Annotated in this window: 26 protein-coding genes; 17 read left to right on the forward strand and 9 right to left on the reverse strand. The window is 71.5% G+C overall.

The window, feature by feature from the left end:
* Positions 1-8 precede the first annotated feature (8 nt).
* The 3 genes from ACFY1E_RS28850 to ACFY1E_RS28860 are packed head-to-tail and all read left to right on the forward strand — an operon-like array spanning position 9 to position 2832.
* Positions 9-1196, forward strand: coding sequence for a Gfo/Idh/MocA family protein (locus tag ACFY1E_RS28850; RefSeq protein WP_389080629.1), 1188 nt, complete (start codon positions 9-11; stop codon positions 1194-1196).
* Positions 1193-2119, forward strand: coding sequence for a PmoA family protein (locus ACFY1E_RS28855; RefSeq protein ID WP_389080630.1), 927 nt, complete (start codon positions 1193-1195; stop codon positions 2117-2119). Before ACFY1E_RS28850 ends, ACFY1E_RS28855 begins: the two co-directional genes overlap by 4 nt.
* The gene (locus ACFY1E_RS28860; protein WP_389080632.1) at positions 2113-2832 is read left to right on the forward strand and encodes a cupin domain-containing protein; all 720 of its coding nucleotides are present in this window, start codon (positions 2113-2115) and stop codon (positions 2830-2832) included. Before ACFY1E_RS28855 ends, ACFY1E_RS28860 begins: the two co-directional genes overlap by 7 nt.
* A 19-nt stretch (positions 2833-2851) precedes the next feature.
* On the opposite strand, the gene ACFY1E_RS28865 is transcribed toward ACFY1E_RS28860, so the two are convergent.
* Both ACFY1E_RS28865 and ACFY1E_RS28870 read right to left on the reverse strand, forming a co-directional pair.
* Entirely contained in the window at positions 2852-3439 is a 588-nt protein-coding gene (locus ACFY1E_RS28865; RefSeq protein WP_389080634.1) for a DUF4328 domain-containing protein, read from the reverse strand.
* Between the two features lie 196 nt (positions 3440-3635).
* Positions 3636-4106 carry a winged helix-turn-helix transcriptional regulator gene (locus tag ACFY1E_RS28870; protein WP_389080636.1) on the reverse strand — a complete coding sequence of 157 codons (471 nt, stop codon included), beginning with the start codon at positions 4104-4106 and terminating at the stop codon, positions 3636-3638.
* Between the two features lie 124 nt (positions 4107-4230).
* On the opposite strand from ACFY1E_RS28870, the gene ACFY1E_RS28875 reads away from it, so the two are divergent.
* Complete coding sequence (locus ACFY1E_RS28875) at positions 4231-5400, forward strand: thiolase family protein (protein ID WP_389080637.1); 1170 nt, start codon at positions 4231-4233, stop codon at positions 5398-5400.
* Between the two features lie 7 nt (positions 5401-5407).
* Here the strand turns inward: ACFY1E_RS28875 and ACFY1E_RS28880 are convergent, their stop codons facing one another.
* Complete coding sequence (locus ACFY1E_RS28880) at positions 5408-6178, reverse strand: TVP38/TMEM64 family protein (RefSeq protein WP_389080639.1); 771 nt, start codon at positions 6176-6178, stop codon at positions 5408-5410.
* 49 nt (positions 6179-6227) lie between these two features.
* Between ACFY1E_RS28880 and ACFY1E_RS28885 the strand changes: the two genes are divergently transcribed.
* The 5 genes from ACFY1E_RS28885 (at position 6228) to ACFY1E_RS28905 (ending at position 11220) form a co-directional block, all read left to right on the forward strand.
* Positions 6228-6950 carry a DNA alkylation repair protein gene (locus ACFY1E_RS28885; protein ID WP_389080641.1) on the forward strand — a complete coding sequence of 241 codons (723 nt, stop codon included), beginning with the start codon at positions 6228-6230 and terminating at the stop codon, positions 6948-6950.
* A 280-nt stretch (positions 6951-7230) separates the two neighbouring features.
* Complete coding sequence (gene tuf, locus ACFY1E_RS28890; protein WP_389080642.1) at positions 7231-8400, forward strand: elongation factor Tu; 1170 nt, start codon at positions 7231-7233, stop codon at positions 8398-8400.
* A gap of 492 nt (positions 8401-8892) precedes the next feature.
* A complete protein-coding gene (locus tag ACFY1E_RS28895; RefSeq protein WP_389081059.1) occupies positions 8893-9732 on the forward strand; it encodes a patatin-like phospholipase family protein in 840 nt (279 codons plus the stop codon).
* A gap of 54 nt (positions 9733-9786) precedes the next feature.
* Positions 9787-10632, forward strand: a complete 846-nt coding sequence (locus tag ACFY1E_RS28900; protein ID WP_389080644.1) for a spermidine synthase — start codon at positions 9787-9789, stop codon at positions 10630-10632.
* A gap of 135 nt (positions 10633-10767) precedes the next feature.
* Positions 10768-11220 carry a DUF4442 domain-containing protein gene (locus ACFY1E_RS28905; RefSeq protein ID WP_389080645.1) on the forward strand — a complete coding sequence of 151 codons (453 nt, stop codon included), beginning with the start codon at positions 10768-10770 and terminating at the stop codon, positions 11218-11220.
* 133 nt (positions 11221-11353) lie between these two features.
* Here ACFY1E_RS28905 and galU read toward each other — a convergent pair whose 3' ends face one another.
* The gene (gene galU / locus ACFY1E_RS28910; RefSeq protein ID WP_389080647.1) at positions 11354-12292 is read right to left on the reverse strand and encodes a UTP--glucose-1-phosphate uridylyltransferase GalU; all 939 of its coding nucleotides are present in this window, start codon (positions 12290-12292) and stop codon (positions 11354-11356) included.
* A gap of 360 nt (positions 12293-12652) precedes the next feature.
* On the opposite strand from galU, the gene ACFY1E_RS28915 reads away from it, so the two are divergent.
* The 4 genes from ACFY1E_RS28915 to ACFY1E_RS28930 all read left to right on the forward strand — a co-directional run bounded on the left by ACFY1E_RS28915 (position 12653) and on the right by ACFY1E_RS28930 (position 19503).
* Positions 12653-14437: a ricin-type beta-trefoil lectin domain protein gene (locus tag ACFY1E_RS28915; RefSeq protein ID WP_389080648.1), complete on the forward strand. Its 1785-nt coding sequence runs from the start codon at positions 12653-12655 to the stop codon at positions 14435-14437.
* Positions 14438-14751: 314 nt separating this feature from the next.
* Positions 14752-17217 (forward strand): beta-glucosidase, encoded by a 2466-nt coding sequence (locus tag ACFY1E_RS28920; RefSeq protein WP_389080650.1) that lies wholly within the window; start codon positions 14752-14754, stop codon positions 17215-17217.
* Complete coding sequence (locus ACFY1E_RS28925; RefSeq protein ID WP_389080651.1) at positions 17214-18773, forward strand: carboxylesterase/lipase family protein; 1560 nt, start codon at positions 17214-17216, stop codon at positions 18771-18773. The genes ACFY1E_RS28920 and ACFY1E_RS28925 overlap by 4 nt, the downstream gene beginning before the upstream one ends.
* An 85-nt stretch (positions 18774-18858) precedes the next feature.
* A complete protein-coding gene (locus tag ACFY1E_RS28930) occupies positions 18859-19503 on the forward strand; it encodes a DedA family protein (RefSeq protein WP_389080653.1) in 645 nt (214 codons plus the stop codon).
* A 33-nt stretch (positions 19504-19536) separates the two neighbouring features.
* On the opposite strand, the gene ACFY1E_RS28935 is transcribed toward ACFY1E_RS28930, so the two are convergent.
* The 3 genes from ACFY1E_RS28935 to ACFY1E_RS28945 all read right to left on the reverse strand — a co-directional run bounded on the left by ACFY1E_RS28935 (position 19537) and on the right by ACFY1E_RS28945 (position 21239).
* Positions 19537-20067, reverse strand: a complete 531-nt coding sequence (locus tag ACFY1E_RS28935; protein WP_389080654.1) for a gamma carbonic anhydrase family protein — start codon at positions 20065-20067, stop codon at positions 19537-19539.
* A 120-nt stretch (positions 20068-20187) separates the two neighbouring features.
* Positions 20188-20631, reverse strand: coding sequence for an RDD family protein (locus ACFY1E_RS28940; RefSeq protein WP_389080655.1), 444 nt, complete (start codon positions 20629-20631; stop codon positions 20188-20190).
* Positions 20628-21239 carry a hypothetical protein gene (locus ACFY1E_RS28945; protein WP_389080657.1) on the reverse strand — a complete coding sequence of 204 codons (612 nt, stop codon included), beginning with the start codon at positions 21237-21239 and terminating at the stop codon, positions 20628-20630. Before ACFY1E_RS28945 ends, ACFY1E_RS28940 begins: the two co-directional genes overlap by 4 nt.
* A 128-nt stretch (positions 21240-21367) precedes the next feature.
* On the opposite strand from ACFY1E_RS28945, the gene ACFY1E_RS28950 reads away from it, so the two are divergent.
* Positions 21368-22132, forward strand: a complete 765-nt coding sequence (locus ACFY1E_RS28950; protein ID WP_389080658.1) for an acyltransferase — start codon at positions 21368-21370, stop codon at positions 22130-22132.
* Between the two features lie 6 nt (positions 22133-22138).
* On the opposite strand, the gene ACFY1E_RS28955 is transcribed toward ACFY1E_RS28950, so the two are convergent.
* Positions 22139-22996 (reverse strand): EamA family transporter, encoded by an 858-nt coding sequence (locus tag ACFY1E_RS28955; RefSeq protein ID WP_389080660.1) that lies wholly within the window; start codon positions 22994-22996, stop codon positions 22139-22141.
* Between the two features lie 114 nt (positions 22997-23110).
* On the opposite strand from ACFY1E_RS28955, the gene ACFY1E_RS28960 reads away from it, so the two are divergent.
* Together ACFY1E_RS28960 and ACFY1E_RS28965 are read left to right on the forward strand one after the other, a co-directional pair.
* Positions 23111-23683 carry a helix-turn-helix domain-containing protein gene (locus ACFY1E_RS28960; RefSeq protein WP_389080661.1) on the forward strand — a complete coding sequence of 191 codons (573 nt, stop codon included), beginning with the start codon at positions 23111-23113 and terminating at the stop codon, positions 23681-23683.
* A gap of 32 nt (positions 23684-23715) precedes the next feature.
* Complete coding sequence (locus tag ACFY1E_RS28965) at positions 23716-24270, forward strand: YbaK/EbsC family protein (protein WP_389080663.1); 555 nt, start codon at positions 23716-23718, stop codon at positions 24268-24270.
* A gap of 124 nt (positions 24271-24394) precedes the next feature.
* Here ACFY1E_RS28965 and ACFY1E_RS28970 read toward each other — a convergent pair whose 3' ends face one another.
* Entirely contained in the window at positions 24395-25492 is a 1098-nt protein-coding gene (locus tag ACFY1E_RS28970) for a cation diffusion facilitator family transporter (RefSeq protein ID WP_389080664.1), read from the reverse strand.
* A gap of 60 nt (positions 25493-25552) precedes the next feature.
* On the opposite strand from ACFY1E_RS28970, the gene ACFY1E_RS28975 reads away from it, so the two are divergent.
* The gene (locus ACFY1E_RS28975) at positions 25553-25912 is read left to right on the forward strand and encodes an ArsR/SmtB family transcription factor (protein ID WP_389080666.1); all 360 of its coding nucleotides are present in this window, start codon (positions 25553-25555) and stop codon (positions 25910-25912) included.
* Positions 25913-25922 lie beyond the last annotated feature (10 nt).

Below are 25922 nucleotides of genomic sequence, written 5' to 3' on the forward strand. Positions count from 1 at the left end.
TCAGGTCCATGTCCACGTCCGAGACCCATCCCGGAACCTCCCGGGCCCCCGCCGCCCCGCTCGCCGGCCGGCGCATCCGGGCCGCCGTCATCGGTACCGGCGCCATCGGGCGGGGCTCGCACCTGCCCGCCCTGGCCAGGCTCGCCGAGGAGGGCGAGACGGAGGTCGTCGCCGCCGTCGACATCGATGCCACCGCGGTCGAGGAGTTCTGCCGGGCGACCGGGATCCCGCACGCCTACACCGACCTGGAGCAGATGCTGCGCGAGCAGCGCCCCGACCTGGTGAGCATCTGCACCCCGCCGACGCTGCACCGCGAGCAGACCATCGCCGCGTTGCGCGCCGGGGCGTGGGTGTGGTGCGAGAAGCCGCCGGTGCCGACGCTCGCCGACTACGACGCGGTGGAGGCCGAGGAGGGCAAGGACGGCGGCCCGTACGCGTCGATCGTCTTCCAGCACCGCTTCGGCTCCGGCTCGCGCCACGTACGGCGGCTGCTCGCCGAGCAGGCCATGGGCCGGCCGCTGGTCGCACACTGCCAGACCACCTGGTACCGCGACACCGCTTACTACGCCGTGCCCTGGCGCGGCCGGTGGGCGACCGAGGGCGGCGGCCCCGCCATGGGCCACGGCATCCACCAGATGGACCTCCTGCTGGACCTGCTCGGCCCGTGGCGCGAGGTGCGCGCGATGGCCGGGCGCCTGGTACACGACGTGGAGACCGAGGACGTCTCCACCGCCCTGATCCGCTTCGAGAACGGCGCGATGGCGACGGTGGTCAACAGCGTCCTCAGCCCCGACGAGGTCAGCCGCATCCGCATCGACTGCGAGCGCGCCACGGTCGAGCTCACCCACCTCTACGGCCACTCCAACGCGAACTGGCGCATCACCCCGGCCCCCGGTGTGTCCGGCGAGGAGGCCGCCGCCTGGCAGGACTTCGGCGCGGACGTGCCAAGCTCGCACCTGGAGCAGCTGCGGGAGCTGGTCGCGAGCATGCGCGCGGGGGAGCGTCCGCGCAGCAGCGGCGCCGACGGGCGCACCAGCCTGGAGCTGATCGCCGCGATCTACAAGGCGGCCTTCACGGACACCACGGTGAAGGCCGGCGAGATCGGCCCCGGAGACCCGTTCCACACGGCGATGCACGGCGGGGCGCCCGGCTGGGCACCCGTCACTCCCGTGGCGGCCGAGGAGGTGTCCGCATGACCTGGCTGCGAGTCGTGCACGCCCTCGGCGACCGCATCACGATCACCGAACGGGCCGGTGGCGTCGAGCTGTTGAGCTATGTGTACGCCCCGGAAGCGGCCTGGGAGTCCCCGAAGCCGTACATCCACCCCCTGCGCACCCTGGCGGGCGACGTCGTCACCGACTACCGGCCCAACGACCACCGCTGGCACAAGGGCCTGCAGCTGACGGCCTCGCACCTGTCGGGCGCCAACCTGTGGGGCGGCAACTCCTACGTCCACGGCGAGGGCTACCTCGAACTTCCCGAACGCGTCGGCTCGATGGCGCACGTCGCCTTCGACGAGGTGGCGGTTCACGACGACCGCGCGGTCATCGCGGAACGGCTGACCTGGCACCCGTACAGCGGGGAGCTGTGGGCCGACGAGGAGCGCCGTATCGAGATCCACGACCTCGACGCGGAGTCCGGCTCCTGGGCGCTGACCTGGACCAGCGCCGTCACCAACCGCCGGGACGAGCCGCTGAGCTTCGGCAGCCCGACCACCGCGGGGCGTGAGATGGCCGGCTACACCGGCCTGTTCTGGCGCGGCCCGCGCGCCTTCCGTGACGGCCGGATCATCGGCCCCGACGCCGAGGGCCCCGGCCTGATGGGCGAGCAGGCGCCGTGGCTCGCCTTCTCGGGCGAACACGACGGCAGCGACGGCCACGCGACCCTGGTCTTCGCGCACGCCCCCGAGAACGACCACCTGGGCGAGCGCGGTACGCACCCCGCCCACTGGTTCGTACGCAACGAGCCGTTCGCCGCCGTCGCCCCGTCCTGGGCGTTCTACGACGAACTGGAACTCGCTCCCGGCGACACCCTCACCCGCCGCTACCGGATCGTGGTGGCCGACGGACGGTGGGAGCGGGAGGAGATCACCAAGTACCTGGAGGCGCATCCGTGGTGAGCACAGGGGAGTTCACGGGACTGCCGGGCGGGGTCGCCGTCTCGCACCTGTCCGTCTACGACTGGCCGGCCGTCGACGGTGTCTGCGGCGGGACTCCCCATATGCACCTGACCTGTTCGGAGGCGTATGTCGTCACCGGCGGCCGGGGTGCGGTGCAGACCCTCACGACGTCCGGGTACGAGGTCACGCCCCTCGTACCCGGAACGGTCGCCTGGTTCACGCCGGGCACCATCCACCGCCTGGTCAACGAGGACGACCTGCGCATCACGGTGCTGATGCAGAACAGCGGCCTTCCGGAGGCGGGCGACGCGGTCCTGACGCTGCCGCCGCAGTACCTGACGGACGCGGAGACGTACGCCGCCGCGACCAGGATTCCGACGGATGTGCCGCAGGAGGAGCAGGAGCGGTTCGCCCGCGCCCGCCGGGACCTCGCCCTGGAGGGCTACCGGGCGCTGCGCGAGGCTGACGGCTCCGAGGCGCTGGCGGCCTTCCACCGCGCCGCCGCGGCACTGGTACGCCCCCGGCTCGCCGAGTGGCGCGAACGCTGGCGGCAGGGTGCGGAGGCGGCCGCCGCAGCCACGGGGGAGCAGCTCGACCGCCTGGAAAAGGGCGACGCCGGCCATCTCGCGGAGGCCGTCGTACGGGCCGAACTCCCTTCGGTGTACGGGAAGTTCGGGATGTGCGGGCGGTTGGACGTGTACCGGGCCGACTAGGCCCTGGCGCTGCTGCGCCTCACGGCGTTGCAATGGCTGTCGTTGATGCGGCGCGGAGCGCTGCGCTCTGCTGCCCCGTGATGCGCTGGATCACGAACAGCACAAGGACGGCCGCGGCGAGGTTCAGCGCCTCCGAAACCACCAGGAGGGGCATCGAGGTCCCGCCCCCGAACCGGGATGCCAGGGCGGTCACGGTGTGCCCGGCCCACGCTGCCCACCAGACGTTCACCAGGATCTCGTCGCGGCCCTTTTCCGCCGTCCGAAGGCTGCTCGCACGGTGGACGTCGAGGACGAGTCCGCGCGGGACCCACAGGTTGACCACCGGTATCAGCCAGGCCACAACGGCCCATACGCCGGGTTCCGAGGCGGCACCGGGAGAAAGGACCCGTGCGTTTCGCCGGCAGCGGCTGAACCACACCAGGAAGAGCACGGCCGCCGCGGTCATGAGGTTCACGAACACCATCGATCTGAAGCCGAATCTGTTCAGCGACGCGTTCGTGGGATGCAGCTGATGAGCTCTCAGGGCCAGTGCCCGGAACACGTCCGCGACGGCTGCCGCAACTATCGCGGCCTGCGCGAAGCGGGCGAGGAGCCATGGTGCGTTCATGACAGGGCTGCTCAAGGTGCCGACCGGGCTGTTCACAGTGAGGGACCTACTTTTTCGCGGGCGGCACGCACTGTGGCGGCGCAGCAGCGGGAACGGGCGACTCGGATCATAGATCGCCCCGCGCTCTCGCGGGCGGGCGTTGTCGCAACCCCGGCAGCCGCCGGGCAAGGCGCTTGCTGATCTCGGTTCGTTCGGGTCAGGCCGCCGTGGGTCCCGCCACCGTCCACCCCTCGGCCTGCGGGTGCGCGGTGAGGTCCTGGTGGTGCACCGGATCGCCGCAGGCCCGGCAGGTGACGACCGGGACCAGTTCGTTGCCGCAGATGTGCTCGACCACCATGGGGAGGTCGACCCCGCCCCGGAGGTGGCGGTCGCCCCACTCCTTGAGGGTCATCAGGACCGGCTCCAGCTCCAGCCCCGCCTGCGTGGGCCGGTACTCGAAGCGCTGCGGCCGCTCGCTGTAGGCGCGCTTCGTCAGGATCCCGGCGTCCACCAGGCGGCGCAGCCGGGCGGCGAGGACGTCGCGAGGGGCACCGATGTTGCGCACCAGCTGGTCGAAGCGCCCGTTGCCCAGGCACACCTCACGCAGGACGAGCAGGGAGTACTTCTCGCCCACCACCGCCAGCGCGTCGGCGATGGAACAGGGGCGCGGGTCTTTGGTGGCGGCCATGACGCCCAGTCTAGTGGAGGGTTTGTTTTTCCAACCTTCAGAGTTATGGTGAGTTTGGATTTCCTACTCACGAGTAGTTCCTGCTCGCGAGTAGTTCCCGTCGATCCGCCGTGGAGGCATGCACATGCGTGACGCAGTCATCGTCGAAGCCGTACGCACCCCGATCGGCAAGGGCAAGCCGGGCGGCTCCCTCGCGCACGTCCACCCCGTGGAGCTCCTCGCTCACACCCTGCGCACCCTCGTCGACCGCTCCGGCGTCGACCCGGCACTGATCGACGACGTCATCGGCGGCACCGTCGACCAGGTCGGCGAGCAGGCCATGAACACCACCCGCTACGCCGTGCTGTCGGCGGGCTTCCCGGAGACCGTCCCCGCGACCACCGTGGACCGCCAGTGCGGCTCCTCCCAGCAGGCCGTGCACTTCGCCGCGCAGGGCGTCATCTCGGGCGCCTACGACCTCGTCGTCGCCTGTGGCGTGGAGTCGATGAGCCGGGTGCCGATGTGGTCGAACGTGCCGCCCGGCAAGGACCCCTTCGGCCCCGGCGTCGCCGAGCGCTACCCGGAGGGCCTGGTCCCACAGGGCATCAGCGCCGAACTCATCGCCGCCAAGTGGTCGATCACCCGCGACCAGATGGACGCCTTCGCGGTCTCCTCGCACCGCAAGGCCGCCCAGGCCTGGGCCAACGGGCTCTTCGACGCCGAGGTCGCGCCCCTGGAGGGCGTCACACGCGACGAGTGCGTACGGCCGTCCAGCACCACCGAGATCCTCGCCGGCCTCAAGCCCGCCTACCACGACCCGGCCTTCGCCGAGCGCTTCCCGCAGATCGAGTGGAACGTCACCGCCGGCAACGCCAGCCCCGTCAACGACGGCGCCTCCGCCGTGCTGATCACCTCCAGCGAGACCGCGGCCCGCCTCGGCCTGCGCCCGCTCGCCCGGCTGCACAGCTTCGCCGTCACCGGCTCGGACCCGCTGCTGATGCTCACGGGCGTCATACCGGCGACCGAGAAGGTGCTGCGCAGGGCCGGCCTGACCCTCGACGACATCGACCTGTTCGAGGTCAACGAGGCGTTCTCCAGCGTCGTCCTGGCCTGGCAGCAGGAGACCGGCGCCGACCTCGCCAAGGTCAACGTGCACGGCGGCGCGATCGCGATCGGCCACCCGCTCGGGGCCAGCGGCACCCGTCTGACGACCACCCTGGTGCACGCCATGCGCGCGCGTGGCGCACGCTACGCCCTGCAGACCATGTGCGAGGCGGGCGGACTGGCCAACGCGATGATCCTGGAAGGCGTGTAGCGGGCCCTCAGCGTCCGCGCAGCTGATGCCGCTTGCGCCAGGCCACCACCGCGGCCACCAGGGCCGGTACGGCGATACAGGCCATGGCGATCAGGAAGGCGGGGGAGGTCGGTGCGGAGGCGCGGGCACCGGCGACGGCGTACGCGGCGGTGTTCGGTACCGAGCCGAGCGCCGTCGCGAGAACGAAGGGCACCCAGCCCATGCGGGAGACGGCGGCGCAGTAGTTCGCAGCCCAGAACGGCACCCCGGGGAACAGCCGGGCCGCCATCATCGAACGGAACCCGTGCCGGCTGAGCTGCCCGTCCGCCGCCTTCAGCAGCCGGCCCCGCAGCAGCGGGCGCAGCGCGTCCTGCCCCAGCATCCGGCCCAGTCCGAAGGCGACCCCGGCGCCGAGCACCGTACCCGCAAGGGCCGTCCCGGTCCCCAGCTGGGAGCCGAAGAGCGCGCCCGCCCCGAGGTTCAGCAGCGGCCGCGGCACGAACGCCACGGTGCACAGCCCGTACGCCGCCGCGAACACCATGGCCGCCGCTGCCCCGCCGAGCTGCGGCGGCCAGCCGTTCGCCAGCATCCGCTGTGGCTGGAAGAGCAGCACGGCACCGGCGGCACTCGCGAGCAGGACGACGAGCAGGGACAGCCGCGACCACGGCGAGAGCAGCACGCGCGTGCAGCGCGCGCCGAGACTCGTCGGTGGTACGGGTACGGCGACGGCGAGCTCCGTGGCGGCGGCCCGGGGAGAGGCCGTGGCGGTGCCCCCAGAGCGGGTGGTGGCATCGAGCATCCGGTGACACTAACCGACAAATGTGTGTGATCGCCGTATGGTTCGTCCCATGAGCGTCACAGGTGAGGTCACACCGCATGTGCCGTTCAGCACACTCGCCGACACCGTGCTGGAGCGGCTCACCGCCACCTACGCCGCCGCTGCCGACCCGGAGCGTGCCGAGTCCATGCGCGCGTACATGAAGGATGTGGCCCCCTTCCTGGGTCTCATCACGCCGGTGCGCCGGACCCTGTCCCGCACCGTCGTGGCGGGCCTGCCGCGCCCCGACGAAGGCGACTGCACGGCGATCGCCCTGCGCTGCTGGCAGTTGCCCGAGCGCGAGTACCAGTACTTCGCCGTCGACTATCTGCGCCGCCACGCGCGCGTGTGCACCTCCGGCTTCCTGCCGGTGGCCCGGCACCTCGTCGCCACGGTCCCCTGGTGGGACACCGTCGACCTCCTCGCAGCCCATGTCGTGGGCGCCCTGGTCGCGGCCGACCCGAAGCTAACCGCGGACATGGACCGCTGGATCACCGACGACAATCTGTGGATCGCCCGCACCGCCCTGCTCCACCAGCTGCGCTACAAGGAACGCACCGACGCCGAGCGGCTCTTCGGCTACTGCCTGCGCCAGTCCGGGCACCCCGACTTCTTCATCCGCAAGGCCATCGGCTGGTGCCTGCGCGAGTACGCCAAGACCGACCCGGAGGCCGTACGGGCCTTCCTGGTCAGGGAACGCGGCCGGTTCGCGCCGCTGTCGGTCCGGGAGGCACTGAAGAACATCGGGGCCTGAGCCGTTTCGGCCCGAACTCCCATGACCTGAAAAATCATTCGACGCCGGGCAGAGCGTCGGCAATGATCGGCGTCATGTTCCGGTACGCCTTCCACCTCGCAGCATCCGCAGTCGCGGATGCCCCGAAGGCTGCCGTTCCGACTTTCGTCGCCGCAGTCGACGGCGCCCGAAGCTGACCCTCTCCGGATCGTCCGGCGGACCCCGCAGGGGGAGGGTCGGCGAGTCCTCTGGGGTCCCCATCTCTCTGCACCGCTCTACGAAGAGGCTTCGAGGTATCGCCATGCCCAAGACGGCGTACGTGCGCACCAAACCGCATCTGAACATCGGCACCATGGGCCACGTCGACCACGGCAAGACCACCCTGACCGCCGCCATCACCAAGGTGCTGGCCGAGCGCGGCACCGGCACCTTCGTGCCGTTCGACCGCATCGACCGCGCCCCGGAGGAGGCCGCGCGCGGCATCACCATCAACATCGCGCACGTCGAGTACGAGACCGACACCCGCCACTACGCGCACGTGGACATGCCGGGTCACGCCGACTACGTCAAGAACATGGTCACCGGCGCCGCGCAGCTCGACGGGGCGATCCTCGTCGTCTCCGCGCTCGACGGGATCATGCCGCAGACCGCCGAGCACGTGCTGCTCGCCCGGCAGGTCGGCGTCGACCACGTGGTGGTGGCCCTGAACAAGGCGGACGCGGCCGACGAGGAGCTGGTGGAACTCGTCGAACTGGAGGTCCGTGAGCTGCTCACCGCGCATGGCTACGGGGGCGACGCCGTACCCGTCGTACGGGTCTCGGGGCTGAAGGCCCTGGAGGGCGACCCGCGGTGGACGGCGTCCATCGCGGCGCTGCTCGACGCCGTGGACACGTATGTGCCCATGCCCGAGCGGTACGTGGACGCGCCGTTCCTGATGCCTGTCGAGAACGTCCTCACCATCACCGGCCGTGGGACTGTCGTCACGGGCGCGGTGGAGCGCGGTGTCGTCCGCCTGGGCGACCGGGTCGAAGTGCTCGGCGCCGGGCTGGAGAGTGTCGTCACCGGCCTGGAGACCTTCGGCAAGCCCATGGAGGAGGCGCAGGCCGGCGACAACGTCGCGCTGCTGCTGCGCGGGGTCCCGCGGAACGCGGTCCGGCGCGGACACGTCGTGGCGGCGCCCGGCAGCGTGGCACCGAACCGCCGCTTCTCCGCGCGCGTGTACGTCCTGTCGACGCGCGAGGGCGGACGCTCGACCCCGGTGTCGAGCGGCTACCGGCCGCAGTTCTACATCCGCACCGCGGACGTGGTCGGCGACGTCGACCTCGGCGAGACGGCCCTCGCCCGGCCCGGCGACACCGTGACCATGACGGTCGAGCTCGGCCGCGACGTGCCGCTGGAGCCGGGTCTCGGCTTCGCGATCCGCGAGGGCGGCCGCACGGTCGGCGCGGGCACGGTGACGTCGGTCGGCTGAATGTGCACGGCGCTCGCTTCTTCGGGAGCGGGCGCTGTGTGCTGAGTTGTGGGTGCCGGGGGCGGTTGTGGGGTGTGGTGATGCGGCGGTGGGGCTGGGTGGCGTCGTGTTTGCGGGGGCGGTTCGGTTTCGCGAGTCGGTGAGGGGGCTGCATGGTGGGCGCGGGCACGGTGCGTCGGTCGGCTGAGCACGTGCGGGGCTCGCTTCTTCGGGGGCGGGCGCTGTGTGCTGAGTTGTGGGTGCCCGGGGGCCGTTGATGCGGCGGTGGGGCTGGGTGGTGTCGTGTTTGCGGGGGCGGTTCGGTTTCGTGATTCGGTGAGCGGGGCCGCACGCGGGCGCGGGCACTGTGACGTCGGTCGGCTGAATGTGCACGGCGCTCGCCTCCTCGGGGGCGGGCGCCGCGCATCCGGCCGTCCGGAGCCGATTGTCAGTGCCGTGCGCAAGACTTGATCGCACACGCAGTCGTGGGTGGTGGAGAGACCGGGGGAGACCATGGCGGGCAGGGCGTTGGTACTCGGCGGCGGGGGCGTCGGCGGCATCGGATGGCTGGCCGGGATGGTGTACGGGCTGTCCGAGGCGGGCGTCGATCTCGGCGACGCCGACGCGGTGTTCGGCACGTCGGCAGGATCGACGGTGGCGGCCCAACTCCTGGCGCTGCGCACGCCCCAGGAGCTCTACGAGCGTCAACTGGCCGAACCCGAGGGCGAAATACCCGCACGCATGGGCCCCGGTGTGCTCGCCCGCTTCGTCTGGGCCGCCCTCACCTCACGCACACCCGAGGCCTACGGCCGCAAGCTCGGCCGGATGGCGCTGCGTGCGCGGACACCCTCCGAAGCGACCCGCCGGGCAGTGATCGAGAGCCGCCTGGTGTCTCCTGGGTGGCCGGACGGTCCGCTCCGGATCACCGCCGTCGATACGGCCACCGGGACGCTCCGGGTGTTCGACAGGGACAGCGGCGTGCCCTTGGCGGACGCCGTCGCCGCGAGCTGCGCGGTACCGGGCGTCTGGCCGACCTGGCCCATCGAGGGCCGCCGCTGGACGGACGGCGGCGTGTACTCACCGGCCAACGCCCACCTGGCGAGCGGATACGAACGCGTCGTCGTCCTGGCCCCCATCGCCTCGGGCGGCGGCCCCCTCGCCTCGGCGGCCGACCAGGGCAGACGGCTCACCGAGCAGGGCGCCCGGGTCGCGGTCGTCACACCCTCGGCGACCGCGAAGGACGCGATCGGCCCCAACGCACTGGACCCTGCGGTCCGGGCGGCCTCGGCACGGGCGGGACGCGAACAGGCGAAGGAGCACGCAAGACAGGTGGGGGAGGTCTGGGGCGCCTGAACCCGCGAGCCCGGACCGCACGCCCGTGGCCCCCGCTCCCGGCAGAATGGACCCGTGGACGAGCCGATACCCGTGACCCGAGACGTCGATCACGGCACCGCCAAGCTGATGCCCGACGTCGACCGGAAGCGGGCCTGGCTGCTGACGGTCGACGGGGCGCCGCAGTCGTACGTGGACCTGGACGAGCCGGCCCACCTGGAGTTCGAGTACGCACGACGGCTCGGGCACGTCCTGGACACCGTCGCCGAACCGGGCAGCCCGCTGGACGTGCTGCACCTCGGCGGCGGCGCGCTCACCCTGCCCCGGTACCTGGCCGCCACCCGGCCCGGCTCGCGACAGGTGGTCGTCGAGGCGGACCGCGCCCTGCTGGAACTGGTCCTGGAGCACCTGCCGCTCCCGGACGGCTCGGCCGTCACCCTGCACACCGCCGACGCCCGCACCTGGCTGGAGGCGGCCCCCTCGGACTCGGCGGACGTGATCGTCGCCGATGTCTTCGGCGGCTCCCGCGTGCCGGCGCACCTCACCTCCGTGGCCTACGCCCACGAGGCCGCCCGGGTGCTGCGCGACGGGGGCGTCTACCTGGCCAACCTCGCCGACGCCGCGCCCTTCGCCTTTCTCCGTTCCCAACTCGCCACCTTTGCCACTCAGTTCGAGGAGCTGGCGATGATCGCCGAACCGGCCGTCCTGCGCGGGCGGCGCTTCGGCAACGCCGTACTCGTCGCCGCACACCACCCCGTCGACGCGGCCGCCCTGGCCCGGCTCACGGCAGCCGACCCCTTTCCGGCACGGGTCGAGCACGGGCCCGGGATCCGCGGCTTCATCGCGGGTGCGCGCCCGGTGCGGGACGAGGACGCCGTGCCGTCACCCGAGCCGCCCGCCGGGGCGTTCGGAATCGGCTGAACCGTCCGGGGCGCTCGGCAAACCCGGCACCGCGGGTCTGGGCTCCGCCGCGGGTTGGGCACGTCCGGCACGCGTACCACCGCTGCCCGACAGCCCCCTGGCCAGCGAAGACTACTCGTGGGTAACATGCTCGTCATGAGCGCAGACCAGATGTCGATCGGCGAGATGCTCGCCGCGACGGTGCCGATGGCCCGGACCTTGAACCTCCAGTTCCTGGAGACCACGCCCGAGAAGGCCGTGGTGGCCCTGCCGGACCAGGGTGAGTACCACAACCACGTCGGCGGGCCGCACGCCGGCGCGATGTTCACCCTCGGCGAGACCGCGAGCGGGTCGATCGTGCTGGCCGCCTTCGGGGAGCAGCTCGCGCGGGCCGTGCCGCTCGCCGTGCGTGCCGAGATCGCGTACAAGAAGCTGGCGATGGGAGCCGTCACCGCCACCGCGACCCTCGGCCGCCCGGTGGCCGATGTCGTCGCGGAGCTGGATGCCGGGGAGCGGCCCGAGTTCCCGGTGTCGATCGAGATCCGGCGCGCGGACGGTGCCGTCACCGGCGAGATGACCGTGGTGTGGACCTTGCGCCCCAACGGCTGAGCGCTGCCTGCACAGCTGAGCGCTGCCTGCACACCGGGCCCGGAGGCGCCTCGCCTCCGGGCCCGGCGTGCTTCCAGGTTCTGTTACCCCGGGGCAAGACGGCTGAGGTCACAGCCCCCGAGGGAGCGCGGTCTCAGGCCGCCAGCGGACGCCGTCCGGAGCCGGTGCTTTCTTCCAGCCCGGCGACGAACTCCTTGAGCCAGGCGGTGAATTCGGGGCCGAGATCGTCGCGGTCGCAGGCGAGGCGGACCACGGTGCGCAGATAGTCGGCCTTGTCGCCGGTGTCGTAGCGCAGACCGTCGAAGACGACGCCGTGCACCGTGCCGCCCGCGGCCAGTTCCTGGAGGGCGTCGGTGAGCTGGATCTCGCCGCCGCGGCCGGGCGGGGTGCGCTCCAGGGTGTCGAAGACGGCCGGATCGAGGACGTAGCGGCCGATGACGGCGTAGCTGCTGGGGGCGTCCTTGCGGGACGGCTTCTCGACAAGGCCGGTGACGCGGACCACGCCGTCCTCGCCGGTCGCCTCGATGGCGGCGCAGCCGTAGAGGTGGATCTGCTCCGGCGGGACCTCCATGAGGGCGATGACGCTGCCCGCGTACCGGTCCCGCACGTCGAGCATGCGGCTGAGGAGGGTTTCGCGGGGGTCGATCAGGTCGTCGCCGAGCAGGACGGCGAAGGGCTGGTCGCCGACGTGGCGGCGGGCGCACAGCACGGCATGGCCGAGACCCAGGGGCTCGCCCTGGCGCATGTGGTGGATGTCGGCCAGGCGGGCGGGGTTGCGCACGGCGTCCAGACGTACCGCGTCGCCCTTGGCTGCAAGCGCCTGTTCCAGTTCGAAGGCGTGGTCGAAGTGGTCCTCGATGGCGCGCTTGTGGCGTCCGGTGACCATGAGGACGTCCTCGAGCCCGGCCGCGGCGGCCTCCTCGACGACGTACTGGATGGCCGGCTTGTCGACGACCGGCAGCATCTCCTTCGGGGTCGCCTTGGTCGCGGGCAGGAAACGGGTGCCGAGGCCGGCGGCGGGAACCACGGCCTTGGTGACCGCACGGGGGGAAGTGGCGTGGGGGACGATCATGCGGCCCATGCTGGCGCGCACGGATGAGAGCCCGCAGAGAGAAACATGGGATCCCGCTGTGGGTCCGCCCGGCAGTGGAGGTTTCGTGTACCAAGCTCCCGGGGGTGTGCACAACGCGTCGGCCGCCCTACGGTGTTTCGAATACGGGTGCGGATACCGCCGGTAACTTATTTGAAGTTGCCGCGTTTTGAACTTTCGTCACTCGAACTTCTTGTTTCCTGTCCGTCAATTGTGCGAAAGTGAGCGGCCTTGTAGCGGTCCCAGAACCTGACCCGACATAGGTATGCACCAAAGAGGCGCCTGCTTTCCGATGGACGCGAAATCCGCCTACCGTCCTGCGGCTTGGAAGGAAATGGTTCAGTGCAATCCCCCAACCCCCCACGACCGCCGTACCCGCCCCGTCCCGGATCGGGGCCTGCCGAGTCCGACCGCAACCTCATCGCACAGCTGGGCCCGGGTGCCGCGGGAGCCCGTGCGGGTGCACTGCTGCTGGCCCGGCACTGGCGGGCCACATACGACTACGCAGTCATATGCCTTGCCTCCGGGGAGAGTCCGGCATCCATGGCCGCGGCCGCCGCGTTCCACCGGGTGCTGGGCCGGCCGGGCGGCGGCGCCCTGCGACCCCAACTCCTCGTGGCCGTACGGGACACCGTCAAGGAGTGGGCCGCGGATGACGGTATTTCCGCTCTTCTGCCGGAACTCCGCAAACCGACCGGCGGGCGTGGACTGCGTGCCGCGCGGTCCGCGACGCCCGAAAGGCGGCACATCGCCGAGCGGGCATTCCAGGCCCTTCCGGGAGCCTCGCAATGCCTCCTGTGGCACTCGGAGGTCGAGGCCGAACCCATAACCGTACCGGCTGGTCTGTTGGGAGTGGATGCGCCCACCGCGTCGGCCGCTCTGGAGCAGGCGCGCGAGCAATTCCGGGTGGGCTGTGTGCGCGCCCACCGGGAACTCGCACCCGGTAAGGAATGCCGCTTCTACAACCGCCTCCTCGACGTCCCGATACGCCGCGGCGGTGCCCTGCTCCCGGATGTCCAGCAGCATCTGATGGAGTGCCGGTACTGCCGTCACGCCGCCGAACAGCTCAGTCATTTCGAGGACGGCCTGGAGGTGCTGCTCGCGGAGACCGTGCTCGGCTGGGGCGCCCGGCGCTATCTCGACTCCCGCCCCGGCCGCGGCGGAGACCTGGCGGTCACGCCCGGGCGCGGCAGCGCGCGTCCCGGCGGCGGGCGGCACCGGCCCGACTCGTCGCGCAAGCACACCAAGGCCGTCGCCGTGGGAGTCGGTCTGACGACGCTCGTCCTGCTGGCCACGGTGCTCGTCAGCAAGGGCTGGTCCGACGACAACGCTGTCCCCGACTCCGGAGTCACCTGGGGAGCGCCCAGCAGCAGCACCCTGCACCCCTCGCCCCCCGCGGCCGGCACCTCGTCGGTGCACTCCCCCTCGCCCGCGTCCGCGGGGCGGCCCGTCGAGGTCGGACGCGGCAGGCTCCGCAACCCGGTGGCCGGACTCTGCCTCGACGTCCAGGGCGGCCGGCCGAGGCCCGGTGCCGCGGCCGTGCTCGCGGCCTGCTCCGCGGCCGGGTCGCAGCAGTGGTCGTACCAGGACGACGGTCTGTTGCGCAGCGACGCCGACCCCACCCTGTGCCTCGACTCGGACGCCGACAGGAACTCGGTGACCCTGGCCGACTGCGTGGCACACGCGGGCGAGGTGCGCTACGACCTCACGGTCCGCGGGGAGCTCCTGCTGCGCGGCGGCAAGGGACTGCTCGTGGCACCGGGCAGGCGGACGGACGTCCTCGTCACCGCACGGGACGGTTCGGGCGGGCAGCGGTGGACGCTTGAAGTCGGCCTCGACGGCCGTACGGAGAAGCAGGACGGATCGCAGGACAGCGGTCGCCCCGCGGGCCGGAACTCTCCCCGCGGCGTAACCGAGCGGCCCGGCTCTCCGGCCCTGCAGCCGAAGTCCGGGAGCGAGTCCTACCACGGGCAGTACGAGGAGCGGTTCGCCCAGGTCAGCAGGGAAACCGAGCCTTCCGGCCCGCCGGCGCCCCTTGACCGGGTGCGCACGCTCCCGGCTGACGCACTGGGCACGGTCACCTCCGTCGCGGGCCGGGCCGCAAAGCTCGGGACCACCCTGCACTGATCCATGCAGCCATAGGGACATGTCCACGCAGACATAGGGACATGTCCACGCAGACACAGCGACATACAACTCATCTGGGGCTGCCTCTTCGGAGCGGCCCCAGCTTCGTTTCTTGTCGGCGTCAGAGTGTTTCTTGTTCGCTTCATTGACACGAGTCACCAACGGTCATAGTTTTCCCGCCGCGCCCACGGTGCCCTACGGGGTGTCAGGTCGGTCCTGAAGCAGACTGCGTTCAGATGCCGAACGCAGTCCGGGCCGCCGGGCGTGCCTGCGGTTCACAACGTCGTGCCCGCACACCGAAGGAGTGACGGCCCATGACCGACACTGTCTCGCGGAGATCCGCACTGCGTCTGCTCGGCGGCGCGATCGCCGTCGCCGCGGCGGCCACCAGCGGTCTCACACCCCCCGCGCACGCGCTGGACAGACCCGAGGCGGGGGCCGGCTCCCGCGTCGAAGGCCTGATCGGCAAGCTCACGCTCGACGAGAAGATCTCCCTCCTGCACGGCGCCACCGACGCCAAGTCGCTCGGCCAGGCGGGCTATGTCCCCGCCGTCGAGCGCCTCGGGATCCCCTCGCTCCGTCTCGCCGACGGCCCCGCCGGCGTCCGCGTCACCCGGCATGCCACCGCCCTGCCCGCCCCCGTCCTGCTGGCCTCCGCCTTCGACCCGGACCTGGCCCGCCGCTACGGACAGGTCATCGGCCGCGAGGGCCGCGCCCTCGGCCAGGACGTCCTGCTCTCCCCGATGGTCAATCTGATCCGCACCCCGTACGCGGGCCGCAACTTCGAGACCTTCAGCGAGGACCCGCTGCTCGCCTCCGGCATGGTCGCCGCCGAAATCAGGGGCATCCAGGGCGAGGGCCTCATCGCCACCGTCAAGCACTACGCGCTGAACAACCAGGAGAAGGACCGCATGTCGATCGACGTGCGCGTCGACGAGCAGACCATGCACGAGATCGAACTGCGCGGCTTCGAGGCGGCCGTCGGCGCCGGCGTGGGTGCCGTGATGGGCGCCTACAACAAGGTCAACGGCACGTTCTCCTGCGAGAACAAGACCCTGCTCACGGACATCCTGCGCGACCGGTGGGGCTTCGACGGGTGGGTGATGACCGACTGGTTCGCCGCGCACAGCACCGTCGCGGCGATCACCGCCGGCCTCGACATGGAGATGCCCGACGGCACCCACTTCGGTACGGCGCTCAAGTCGGCCGTGCGGAGCGGCAGCGTCCCCGAGCGATATGTCGACCGTTCCGTACGCCGCATCCTCACCGTCATGGACCGCTTCGGCCTCCTCGACGGCAGTGCCCCACCGCGCCCCGACCGCGATGCGGCGGCGGGCGCCGCCGTAGCACTGGAGGTCGCCAAGGCCGGCGCGACCCTCCTGCGCAACGAGCGCCACACGCTGCCCCTGGCCCGCGGCGGCACCGTCGCGGTGATCGGCCCGACCGGCACCCTGCCCTTCGTCAGCGGCGGCGGCAGCGCACACGTCGTGCCGGACCACGCCGACAGCCCCCTGGACGCCATCAAGTCCCGTGCGAGGAAGGTCTCTTACTCCCTCGGCGAGGATCTGTTCGGCAAGGCGATCCCGGCGTCCGCGCTGAGCCCCGCCTTCGACAGCGAGGGGCAGGGGGTCGACGCGGGCAAGATCTGGACGTACGACGGGACGCTCACCGTCCCCGAGGACGACGAGTGGACCTTCGTCCTGCACTTCTCGTCCGCGCCCACGGCCCGCCCCAAGGTCCTCCTCGACGGCACGGAGCTCTTCCCGCAGGCCTCCGGATACGGCGAGTTCTTCACGGGCGGGCTGGTCTCGGCCGCCCCCGACGGCCTGTCGGTGCGCCGCAAGACCCTCACCCTCGCCAAGGGCGCCCACACGCTGAAGATCACAGCCCAGGGAGGAGCCGACGGTCTGCTGTTCCGGCTGCGGCGCAGCACCGGCGCGACCCGCGCACAGGACGTCGCCGAGGCCGTCAGGGCCGCCCGCGCCGCCCGCGACGTCGTCCTCTTCGCCTACGAGGACGCCACCGAGGGCCAGGACCGCACCACGATCGCCCTCCCCGGCCACCAGCGGCAGCTGATCGAGGCCGTCACCGCGGCCAACCCGCGCACCACAGTCGTCCTCAACACCTCGTCCGCGACCTCGATGCCCTGGCTGCGGCGCACCGGCGCCGTGCTCCAGATGTACTACCCCGGTCAGGAGGGTGCGGCCGCCACCGCCGCTGTCCTGTACGGCGAGTGCGACCCCGGAGGCCGCCTCACCCAGTCCTTCCCGGTCGACGACGAGCACCACCCGGTTGCCGGGGACCCGCGCCGCTACCCGGGCGTGGACGGCACCGAGGAGTACTCCGAAGGCATCCACGTCGGCTACCGCTGGTACGACGCCGAAGGAGTGCGGCCCCTGTTCCCCTTCGGGCACGGGCTCTCGTACACCTCCTTCTCGTACGAGGACCTGCGGGCCCGCGGCACGAAAGACGGCATCGAGGTCTCCTTCACCGTCCGCAACACCGGCCGGCGCGAGGGCGTGGCGGTGCCGCAGGTGTACGTCGGGCCGTCTCCGGACCTCCGACTCGACCAGGCGGTACGGGTGTTGGGCGGTTACCGGCGGCTGACCCTGCGGGCGGGGGAGCGACGGCGGATCGCCGTGGAAGTCACCGCGCGCACATTGTCCTCATGGGATCCGAAGCGTCACGATTGGGTGCTCGGGACCGGCCGGCGCACCCTGTGGGTCGGGGCGTCCTCGCGTGATCTCCGGTTGCGTACGAACGTGGAGGTGGGCACGTGATACGACGCATCGTCATCGGCCTGACGGCCCTCGCGGCGGCCCTCGTCGCACCCGTCCCGGCAGCGCAGGCCGCACCGTCCGGCGGCGACCCGGTCGTCCGCACCGACGCGGGGCTGGTGCGCGGCGAAACCACCGCCGAGGGACACCAGTTCCTCGGCATCCCGTACGCCCAGCCACCGGTCGGCAGGCTCCGCTGGCGCGAGCCTGTCGCCGTACGGCCCTGGAAAGGGGTGCGTTCCGCACAGGGCTTCGGCAACAAGTGCGTACAGACGTCGAGTTGGGACCCCGGCTACGAGCAACCCTCGTACACCGAGGACTGTCTCGACCTCAATGTGTACGTCCCCCAGGGCTCCGCCGGACGTTCGGTCCTGGTCTGGTTCCACGGCGGCGGACTGACCGCCGGGGCCGGCCAGGACGTCGTCCCCGACACCTTCGCGCGGCAGACCGGAACAGTCGTCGTGACGGTCAACTACCGCCTCGGCGCGATGGGCTTCCTCGCCACGTCCGGTCTCGACGGCGAGACGCACGACGGGGTCTCCGGCAACTTCGGCATGCTCGACCAGCAGGCCGCGCTGCGCTGGGTGCGCGCCAACATCGGCCGCTTCGGCGGCGATCCGGGCCGTGTCACCATCGCGGGCGAGTCGGCGGGCGGCCGCTCGGTCTGCAGCCAGCTGGCATCGCCCACGGCCAGGGGCCTGTTCCGCGGCGCGATCATCGAGAGCGGCGCCTACGACGACTGCAACGCCCGCACCCACCAGGACGCGGTGGCCCAGGGAGCCGACTTCGCCAAGAAGCTCGGCTGCACCACCGTGGCCTGTCTGCGCGGCAAGTCCGCCCGCGAGATCCTCGAGGCGCAGGGCGACTTCGACTGGAACCCGGTGGTCGGGGGTGCCTTCCTGCCCGTCCAGCCCGAACAGGCGGTCGCGAAAGGGACCGCGGCCCGGGTGCCGGTGATCAACGGCTCGAACAAGGACGAGGGCCGGCTGTTCGCCTTCTCCAGCTTCGACCTGAACGGCACACCGCTCACCGCAGAGCAGTACCCGCAGGTCATGCGGAACGACTTCGGCGAGCAGGCGCTGCAGCGCTATCCGGTGTCGGCCTACCCGACGCCGACCATCGGCTACGCCACCGCACTGGGCGACGTCCTGTTCAGCTGCCCGGCGCTGCGGCTCGACGGGCTGCTCGCCACCCGGGGCCCGGTCTACTCGTACGAGTTCGCCGACCGCACCTCCCCGCCCTTCGCCTCCCTGCGCAACCTGCACACGGACTTCGACTTCGGTGCGACGCACGTCGACGAGATCCAGTACCTCTTCAAGCACTTCGGACTGGAGAGCCCGCTGAACGCCGAGCAGAAGGCGTTGTCGCGGCAGATGGTCCAGTACTGGGGATCCTTCGTACGGGACGGTGTGCCGCGGGCGGCGGGGCAGCCCCCGATGCCCGCCGGCCCGGGCGTGGTCCTCTCCCTGAAGACCGCGTCCAAGGGGGGAAACACCCTGAGCACCACTGTCCATCAGGAACACCAGTGCGATCTGTGGGACGCCGCCTCGGCAGGGTGACCCGGTAGGCTTCCCGGCGTGCGCCCCCGTGCGGCGCACGCCGGGAACAAAGAACCAAAGGGTTACGAATCGGGAGGAACCGGCGTTGCACGTCCAGGAGTGGCTCGACACGGTGCCCGCGGCAGCCGTCTACGCCGTGGTGGCACTGGTCATCGGTCTGGAGAGCCTGGGCATCCCGCTGCCGGGCGAGATCGTCCTGGTCTCGGCCGCCCTGCTCTCCTCCCAGCACTCCGCCATCAACCCGATCGTGCTCGGCGCGTGCGCGACCGCCGGAGCCGTCGTCGGAGACTCCATCGGCTACGCCATCGGCCGCAAGGGCGGCCGCCCACTGCTCGCCTGGCTCGGCAGGAAGTTCCCCAGGCACTTCAGCGAGGGCCATGTCGCCACCGCCGAGAAGTCCTTCGAGAAGTGGGGCATGTGGGCGGTCTTCTTCGGCCGCTTCATCGCCCTCCTGCGCATCTTCGCCGGCCCCCTCGCGGGCGTCCTCCACATGCCGTACTGGAAGTTCCTGACCGCCAACGTCCTCGGCGGCATCTGCTGGGCGGGCGGCACGACGGCGGTCATCTACTACGTGGGCGTGGTCGCCGAGGACTGGCTGAAGAGGTTCTCGTATCTGGGACTGGCGATCGCGGTGCTCATCGGTCTCACGTCGATGCTGGTCATCAGGCGCAAGGCCAAGAAGGCACAGGCGGCTCGTCAGGAGCCGGAACCCGTACCCGCCGGGGACTGAAGCGCCGCCGCGACCAGCCCCTACCGGCCCGCACTATGCCTGATGGATCTCCCTGTGCGACTTGGCGAGCTCCGCATACAGGGTGCCGTTCAGCGTGACACCCTCACGCTCCTCCGCAGTCAGCTCCCGCTTCACCTTCGCCGGCACCCCCGCCACCAGCGATCCCGGCGGCACCTGCATCCCCTGAGGCACCAGGGCCTGCGCGGCCACCAGCGAGCCTGCCCCGATCACAGCCCCGTTCAGCACGGTCGCCCCCATGCCGATCAAGCAGTCGTCCCCGACGGTCGCCCCGTGCACCACCGCGTTGTGCCCCACGGACACACGCTCACCGATGCTGACGGGAAACCCCGGATCGGCATGAAGCGTGCTGTTGTCCTGAATATTGGCCTGAGCACCGACCGAGATCCGCTCGACATCCCCCCGCAGCACCGCCCCGTACCAGACGCTCGCCCCGGCCTCGAGCGTCACGTCCCCGATCACGGAGGCCGTCGGCGCCACGAAGGCCTCCCCGTCGATCTTCGGTTCCCGACCGCCGATACCCGTGATCAACGCCTTGTGCGTCATCGCCCTCTCCTCGTCGTCGACACAGCACGCACCGTAGGCGATGACCGCCCGGTGCCGGACGCCGGGGCCGCGCGTCACGAGCTGCGGTCCCTCGCCGGACGGCACGGTGCAGGCCGCTTGTCAGAACCGGTGGTACCGCACGGCGCTGGCCATCACGACGTCCTGGACCGAGGCATGGCGTCGGCTGAAGGGAATCCAGAGCAGTCCCACGGGGAGAGCGATGCACAGCACGGCCCGCAGCAGCGCGCGGGGGATGCCGAGCAGCCGCCCGGTGCGGCCGGTGACCTGCAGGCCGAGCAGCCAGTCGCCGACGGTGCCGCCGGTCGATGCCCAGCTCACGCCGAGATAGAGAACGGCGACAGCCCAGCCGAGCACCCCCGTCAGCCAGTCGGACAGGTCGGGCATACGGAACGGCGGCCCATCCACGAGCAGCCTCAGACCGCCGTATGCGAGCTGCACGGCGAGCCCGATGCCGGCCACCACGATCACGTCGACCAGCGCCGCGAGGCACCGCGACACGACTCCCGCGATGTCGCTCCCGGAGTCAGGGTCCCGCTGAGTCACGGTGGCTGCCCCTGCCCGTCGGGGTGTGCCGGAGCCACGCCGGGTCTGTGCAGCAGCCGGTCGGCGACGCGATTCACCATCCGGTCCGCCCGCATACTGCGCAGCCGCAGCGCGTCCACCGTCTCCTCGGCCATCCCGCCGCTGGTGTCCCGGACGATCCGCCCCAGGTCGATCTCCTCCAGCACCGCCCTGGTGAGCGAGACGAGGTCGATCCTGGCGATCACTGCGTCGAGGTCGAGCCGGCCGGCGATGCGGTCGACATCGATGCGTGCGGCGATCCGGTCCAGGTCCAGCCGGGCCGCGATCTCGTCCGCGTCCACGCGGGCCGCCACCCGGTTCACATCCAAGCGGTCGGCGATGCGGTCCACGTCGACCCGGTCCGCGATCAGGTCGATGTCGACCCGTCGCACGACCCGCATCACGTCCAGTCGGTCGGCGATCCGGTCGACGTCGATACGGCCCGCCAGGCCGTCGAGGTCGAGCCGGTCCACAACGGCCGTCGCGCTCGCGCGGACCAGACGGTCGACGAGCGGGGCGGCGGTCTCCAGCGCATATCGCGTCAGCCGTCCGGCGACGTCGAAGGGATCCACCAAGCTGCGCCAGCTCATCCCACCATCGCACCACAGCCCGGGCGCCTTCGCCTCATCCGTCACGGGTGATGCGCGCACGCTCGGTGGGGTGAAGATCACAGCTTCCGCAGCGCATCGGCGCCCCGCACGCTGAGTACGGTGACTCCGTGCCGAAGAGCAAGAACACGTTCTCATCCTGGCGGCGAAGCCTCGCGCAGCGCGCCGTCCATTCGGGCTGGGCCTGGGTGCAGCGCACGGGCTCGGTGACGGCCGAGCGCCCCGGCCGCTTCCGCTTCGGCTCGATCGGCGAAGCCACCCGGCTCGCCTTCCCGCTCGGCACCGTCTTCGGCGAAGCCTGGATCCACATCGGCTCCCACTGCATCGTCGGCGAGCAGGTCACCCTCACCGCGGGCCTGATGCCCGACCTGGACCTCGGCCCCGACCCGATCCTGCGCATCGGCGACGGTGTCGTGCTGGGCCGCGGCAGCCACGTCATCGCCGACACCACGGTGACCATCGGCAGCGACTGCTACTTCGGGCCCTATGTCTATGTGACGTCCACGAACCACTCGTACGACGATCCGCACGAGCCCATCGGCAAGCAGTGGCCGCGCATGGAGCCCGTGGAGATCGGTCCGGGCTGCTGGATCGGCACCGGTGCGGTGATCCTTCCGGGCGCGCGGATCGGGCGGAACGTGGTGGTGGCCGCCGGTGCCGTGGTCCGGGGAGAGGTGCCCGACCATGCCGTGGTGGCGGGTGCGCCCGCCCGCGTGGTACGCCGCTGGACGGCTGCCGACGGATGGCAGCCGCCGCTCAGGACGCCCGCGCCGGTGCCGATCCCCGACGGGATCACGCCCGAACAGCTGAGGGCCCTCTCGGAGCTGGACGAGGAGACGGTGGCGAGGCTGGCCGAGCTGGAACCGGAGCCCTAGCCGGTCCTAGCCCGTTGCCAGGAGCAGGGTGCCCACCAGGGCGAGGCCCGCGCCCGCCGCCTGGATGCCGCGGAGGCGCTCCCGCAGGAAGCCGCGTGCGGCGAGTGCGGTCACCACGGGGTAGAGCGAGGCGAGGACGGCGGCCACGGTGATCGGGCCGTGCTGGGCGGCGACCGAGTACGTGCCGTTCGCCGCGACGTCCGCGAGACCGACGAAGGCGAGCGCCGGGAGGGACGCCCAGGGGAAACCGCCGACCGGGAGGGCCTCGCCGCCCCGCTTCACGGAGGTGTGGAGCGCGATGCCGCCCGCGGCCACGTTCGTCAGGCGCTGGACGAAGAGGGCGAGGAAGAGGCCGGTGACGCTCCTGGACGCCTCGGTGATCAGCGCGAACACCGTGCCGAAGCCGAGGGCCGCGACGAGGGTGAGCAGGATGGCCTGACGCTGCACCGGGGCGCCCTTGAGCTGTGGTCCGCCCGCGAGGACGACGCCGGTCACTGCGACCGCGATCCCTGCGACCTGCGTCAGGCCCGGACGTTCGCCGAGGAGGAGGCCCACGCCCACCGGGACCGCCACGCTCAGGGTCGCGAGCGGGGAGACGACGCCCATCGGACCCAGCGCCAGGGCCTTGTAGAAGGAGAACAGGGCGACCGGTCCCACCAGTCCCGCGGCGAAGGCGAACCACAGCCGGGGACCCGCCTCGCTGAAGCCGCCCGTGGCCAGCACGATCGCCCCGAGCACGGTCGCGGCGATCCCCTGCGAGACGACGACCACCGTGAGCGCCGGAGTGCGCCGGGTCAGCAGTCCGCCGCCGAAGTCGGCAAGGCCCCACAGCAGGCTGGTGGCCAGGGCGAAGAATGCTGTCACGGGTCGCCTCGCAGTACAGTTCGGTGAACGATCGGGTGCACAACACCGTAGTTCAACGCAGTGAACCCTGTCATCCAGGATATTGACCTCGCAGTACATGGATATGGACGGAACGTGTCGGACCTCGATCTGCTGACCCAGTCCCTGGCCCGCAACGTCAAGCGCTGGCGAGGCGAGCGGGGCTTCACCCTGGACGCGCTCGCCGCCCGCGCCGGGGTCAGCCGAGGCATGCTCATCCAGATCGAGCAGGCCCGCACCAACCCGAGCATCGGCACGGTCGTCAAGATCGGCGACGCGCTCGGCGTCAGCGTGACCACTCTGCTCGACTACGAGCAGGGGCCGAAGGTGCGGGTCGTCCCGGCCGAGCAGGTGGTACGGCTGTGGCACACCGACGCGGGAAGCTACAGCCGCCTGCTCGCCGGGACCGAGGCGCCGGGGCCGCTGGAGATGTGGGACTGGCGGCTGATGCCGGGCGACAGCAGTGGCTCGGACCCGCACCCCGCCGGCACGGTGGAGATCGCCCATGTGACGGCGGGTGAACTGACCCTCACGGTGGAGGGCGCGGAGTACCGCGTCCCGGCCGGCGCGAGCGTCACCTTCGAGGCCAACGCCCCGCACAGCTACGGCAACCAGGGCGACGTGCCGATGGAGTTCGTGCTGGCGGTGTCCGTTCCGCTCGTGCGCTGAGGCGGCCCGGGACGCCCTGTTACCGTGCGGCCATGCGCCCACCCATCGGACACTTCGACATCGCGATCCCGGCCCCCGACGCTCTCGACCAACTCACCGGCCCGGTCGCCGAGGCCGTACGCCACTGGAGCGGCAGCGTTCCCGCCGACCAGATCGTCTACGTCGACACCGACCCGCAGTGGGCCGACACCGCCGTCTTCGTGGAGCACTACGGGCAGGAGCTGCTCGAGCAGTCGGCGAACTGCGTGGTGGTGGCCGGCAAGCGGGGCGGGGAGACGACACTCGCCGCGTGCCTCGTGCTCTCCACCTCACGGGTCGACGTCAACGGCGTCGTCCGCCGCCAACTCGGCGCCCGTAAGGCCTCGTTCGCGTCCATGGACATCGCGACGGGGGAGACCGGGATGGAGTACGGCGGCATCACTCCGATCGGCCTCCCGGGCGGCTGGCCGGTGCTGGTGGACTCGGCTGTCACCGAACTCTCCTACGTGCTGGTCGGCAGCGGGCGGCGCCGGGGGAAGCTGCTGGTGCCGGGGAAGGCGTTCGCGGAACTGCCGGGGGCGGTGGTGCTGGAGGGGCTTGGCGTCTGACGGCGCCGCGTCCCCTGCAGGAACCTGCCGTTTTCCATCTGCGGCATTCGTTGTGGCTGGTCGCGCCGTTCCCCGCGCCCCTTCGGGGGCGCTCCAGGACCGCACCGTAATCAGCTGAGGTCACCTAGTGCGTCGCATGATGCGCCAAGGCCAGGTGGGGGTCCTCCTCGCCCGGTGTCGGTGCCGGGTCGGCGTGGACCAGGGCCGCCGTCAGTTTTGGCACGGCGTGCAGCAGGGCGTGTTCGGCCTCGACCGCTATCCCGTGCGCCGTACGTACGGTCGCCTCGCCGTCCACGACCACCGCCACCTCGGCGCGCAGCCGGTGTCCGATCCAGCGCAGCCGCAGCTCACCGACCTCCCGCACGCCCGGCACCTCGCGCAGCGCCTGCTCGGCCCGGTCCACCAGTTCCGGGTCGACGGCGTCCATCACCCGCCGGAACACCTCCCGTGCGGCGTCCCGCAGCACCAGCGCGATCGCCGCGGTGATCGCCAACCCCACGAGCGGGTCGGCGAGTTGCCACCCGAGCGCCGAGCCGCCGGCACCCAGGAGCACGGCCAGTGACGTGAAGCCGTCCGTGCGGGCGTGCAGTCCGTCGGCGACCAGCGCGGCCGAGCCGATCTCCCGGCCCACCCGGATCCGGTGGCGGGCCACCCACTCGTTCCCGGCGAAGCCGACCAGCGCGGCCACCGCCACCGCCGGTATGTGCGCGACGGGACGCGGATCGAGCAGCCGCTCCACCGCCGCCCAGGCGGCGAACGCGGCGGACGCGGTGATCGTCAGCACGATCGCGATTCCCGCCAGGTCCTCGGCACGGCCGTAGCCGTAGGTGAAGCGGCGCGTGGCCGCCCGTCGCCCCAGCACGAACGCGATCCCCAGCGGTACGGCGGTCAGCGCGTCGGCGGCGTTGTGCACCGTGTCGCCGAGCAGCGCCACCGAACCGGACAGGACCACGACCACCGCCTGCGCCACGGCCGTCATGCCGAGGACGGCCAGCGAGACCCAGAGTGCACGCATGCCGCGGGCCGAGGACTCCAGTGCGGAGTCGAGCTTGTCCGCGGTCTTGTGGGAGTGCGGGGTGAAGAGGTGGCCGAGGCGGTGCCGCAGACCCGTCGGACGGTGGTCGTGCGAGTGCCCGTGATGGTCGTGGTGGCCATGGTGTCCGTGGTGTCCGTGGTGCCCGTGGTCGTGGTGCTCGTCATGGTGGTGGTGCCGGTCGCTCACGTGGGCCCCTTCCGGTGCGCGGTGGTGGACGCGGGACGCCCACGGGACCATTATGTGCGTATGAGCGCACGCATGCACCTATCAACTGCGAAGGATGCGCACCCGCGCACCCCGGGCGAGGAGCAGTTCGCACTCGCCGCCGAACTCCTGGCCCTGCTGGGCGACCGCACCCGCCTCGCGCTGCTGCATGCCCTGACCGGCGGCGAGGCAGACGTCACGACCCTCACGGAGGCGAGCGGGGCGGCCCGGCCGGCGGTCAGCCAGCATCTGGCGCGGCTGCGGCTGGCGGGCCTGGTGAACACCCGCAAGGAGGGCCGCAGGGTCGTCTATTCACTGCGCGACGGCCATCTGCGGCGGCTCGTGGACGAGGCGCTGAACGTGGCGGACCATCGCCTCAGCGACCGGCCGCTGCACGACTGAGGGCACGGGG

This window comes from Streptomyces sp. NPDC001604 (assembly GCF_042893475.1).
Classification (GTDB): domain Bacteria; phylum Actinomycetota; class Actinomycetes; order Streptomycetales; family Streptomycetaceae; genus Streptomyces.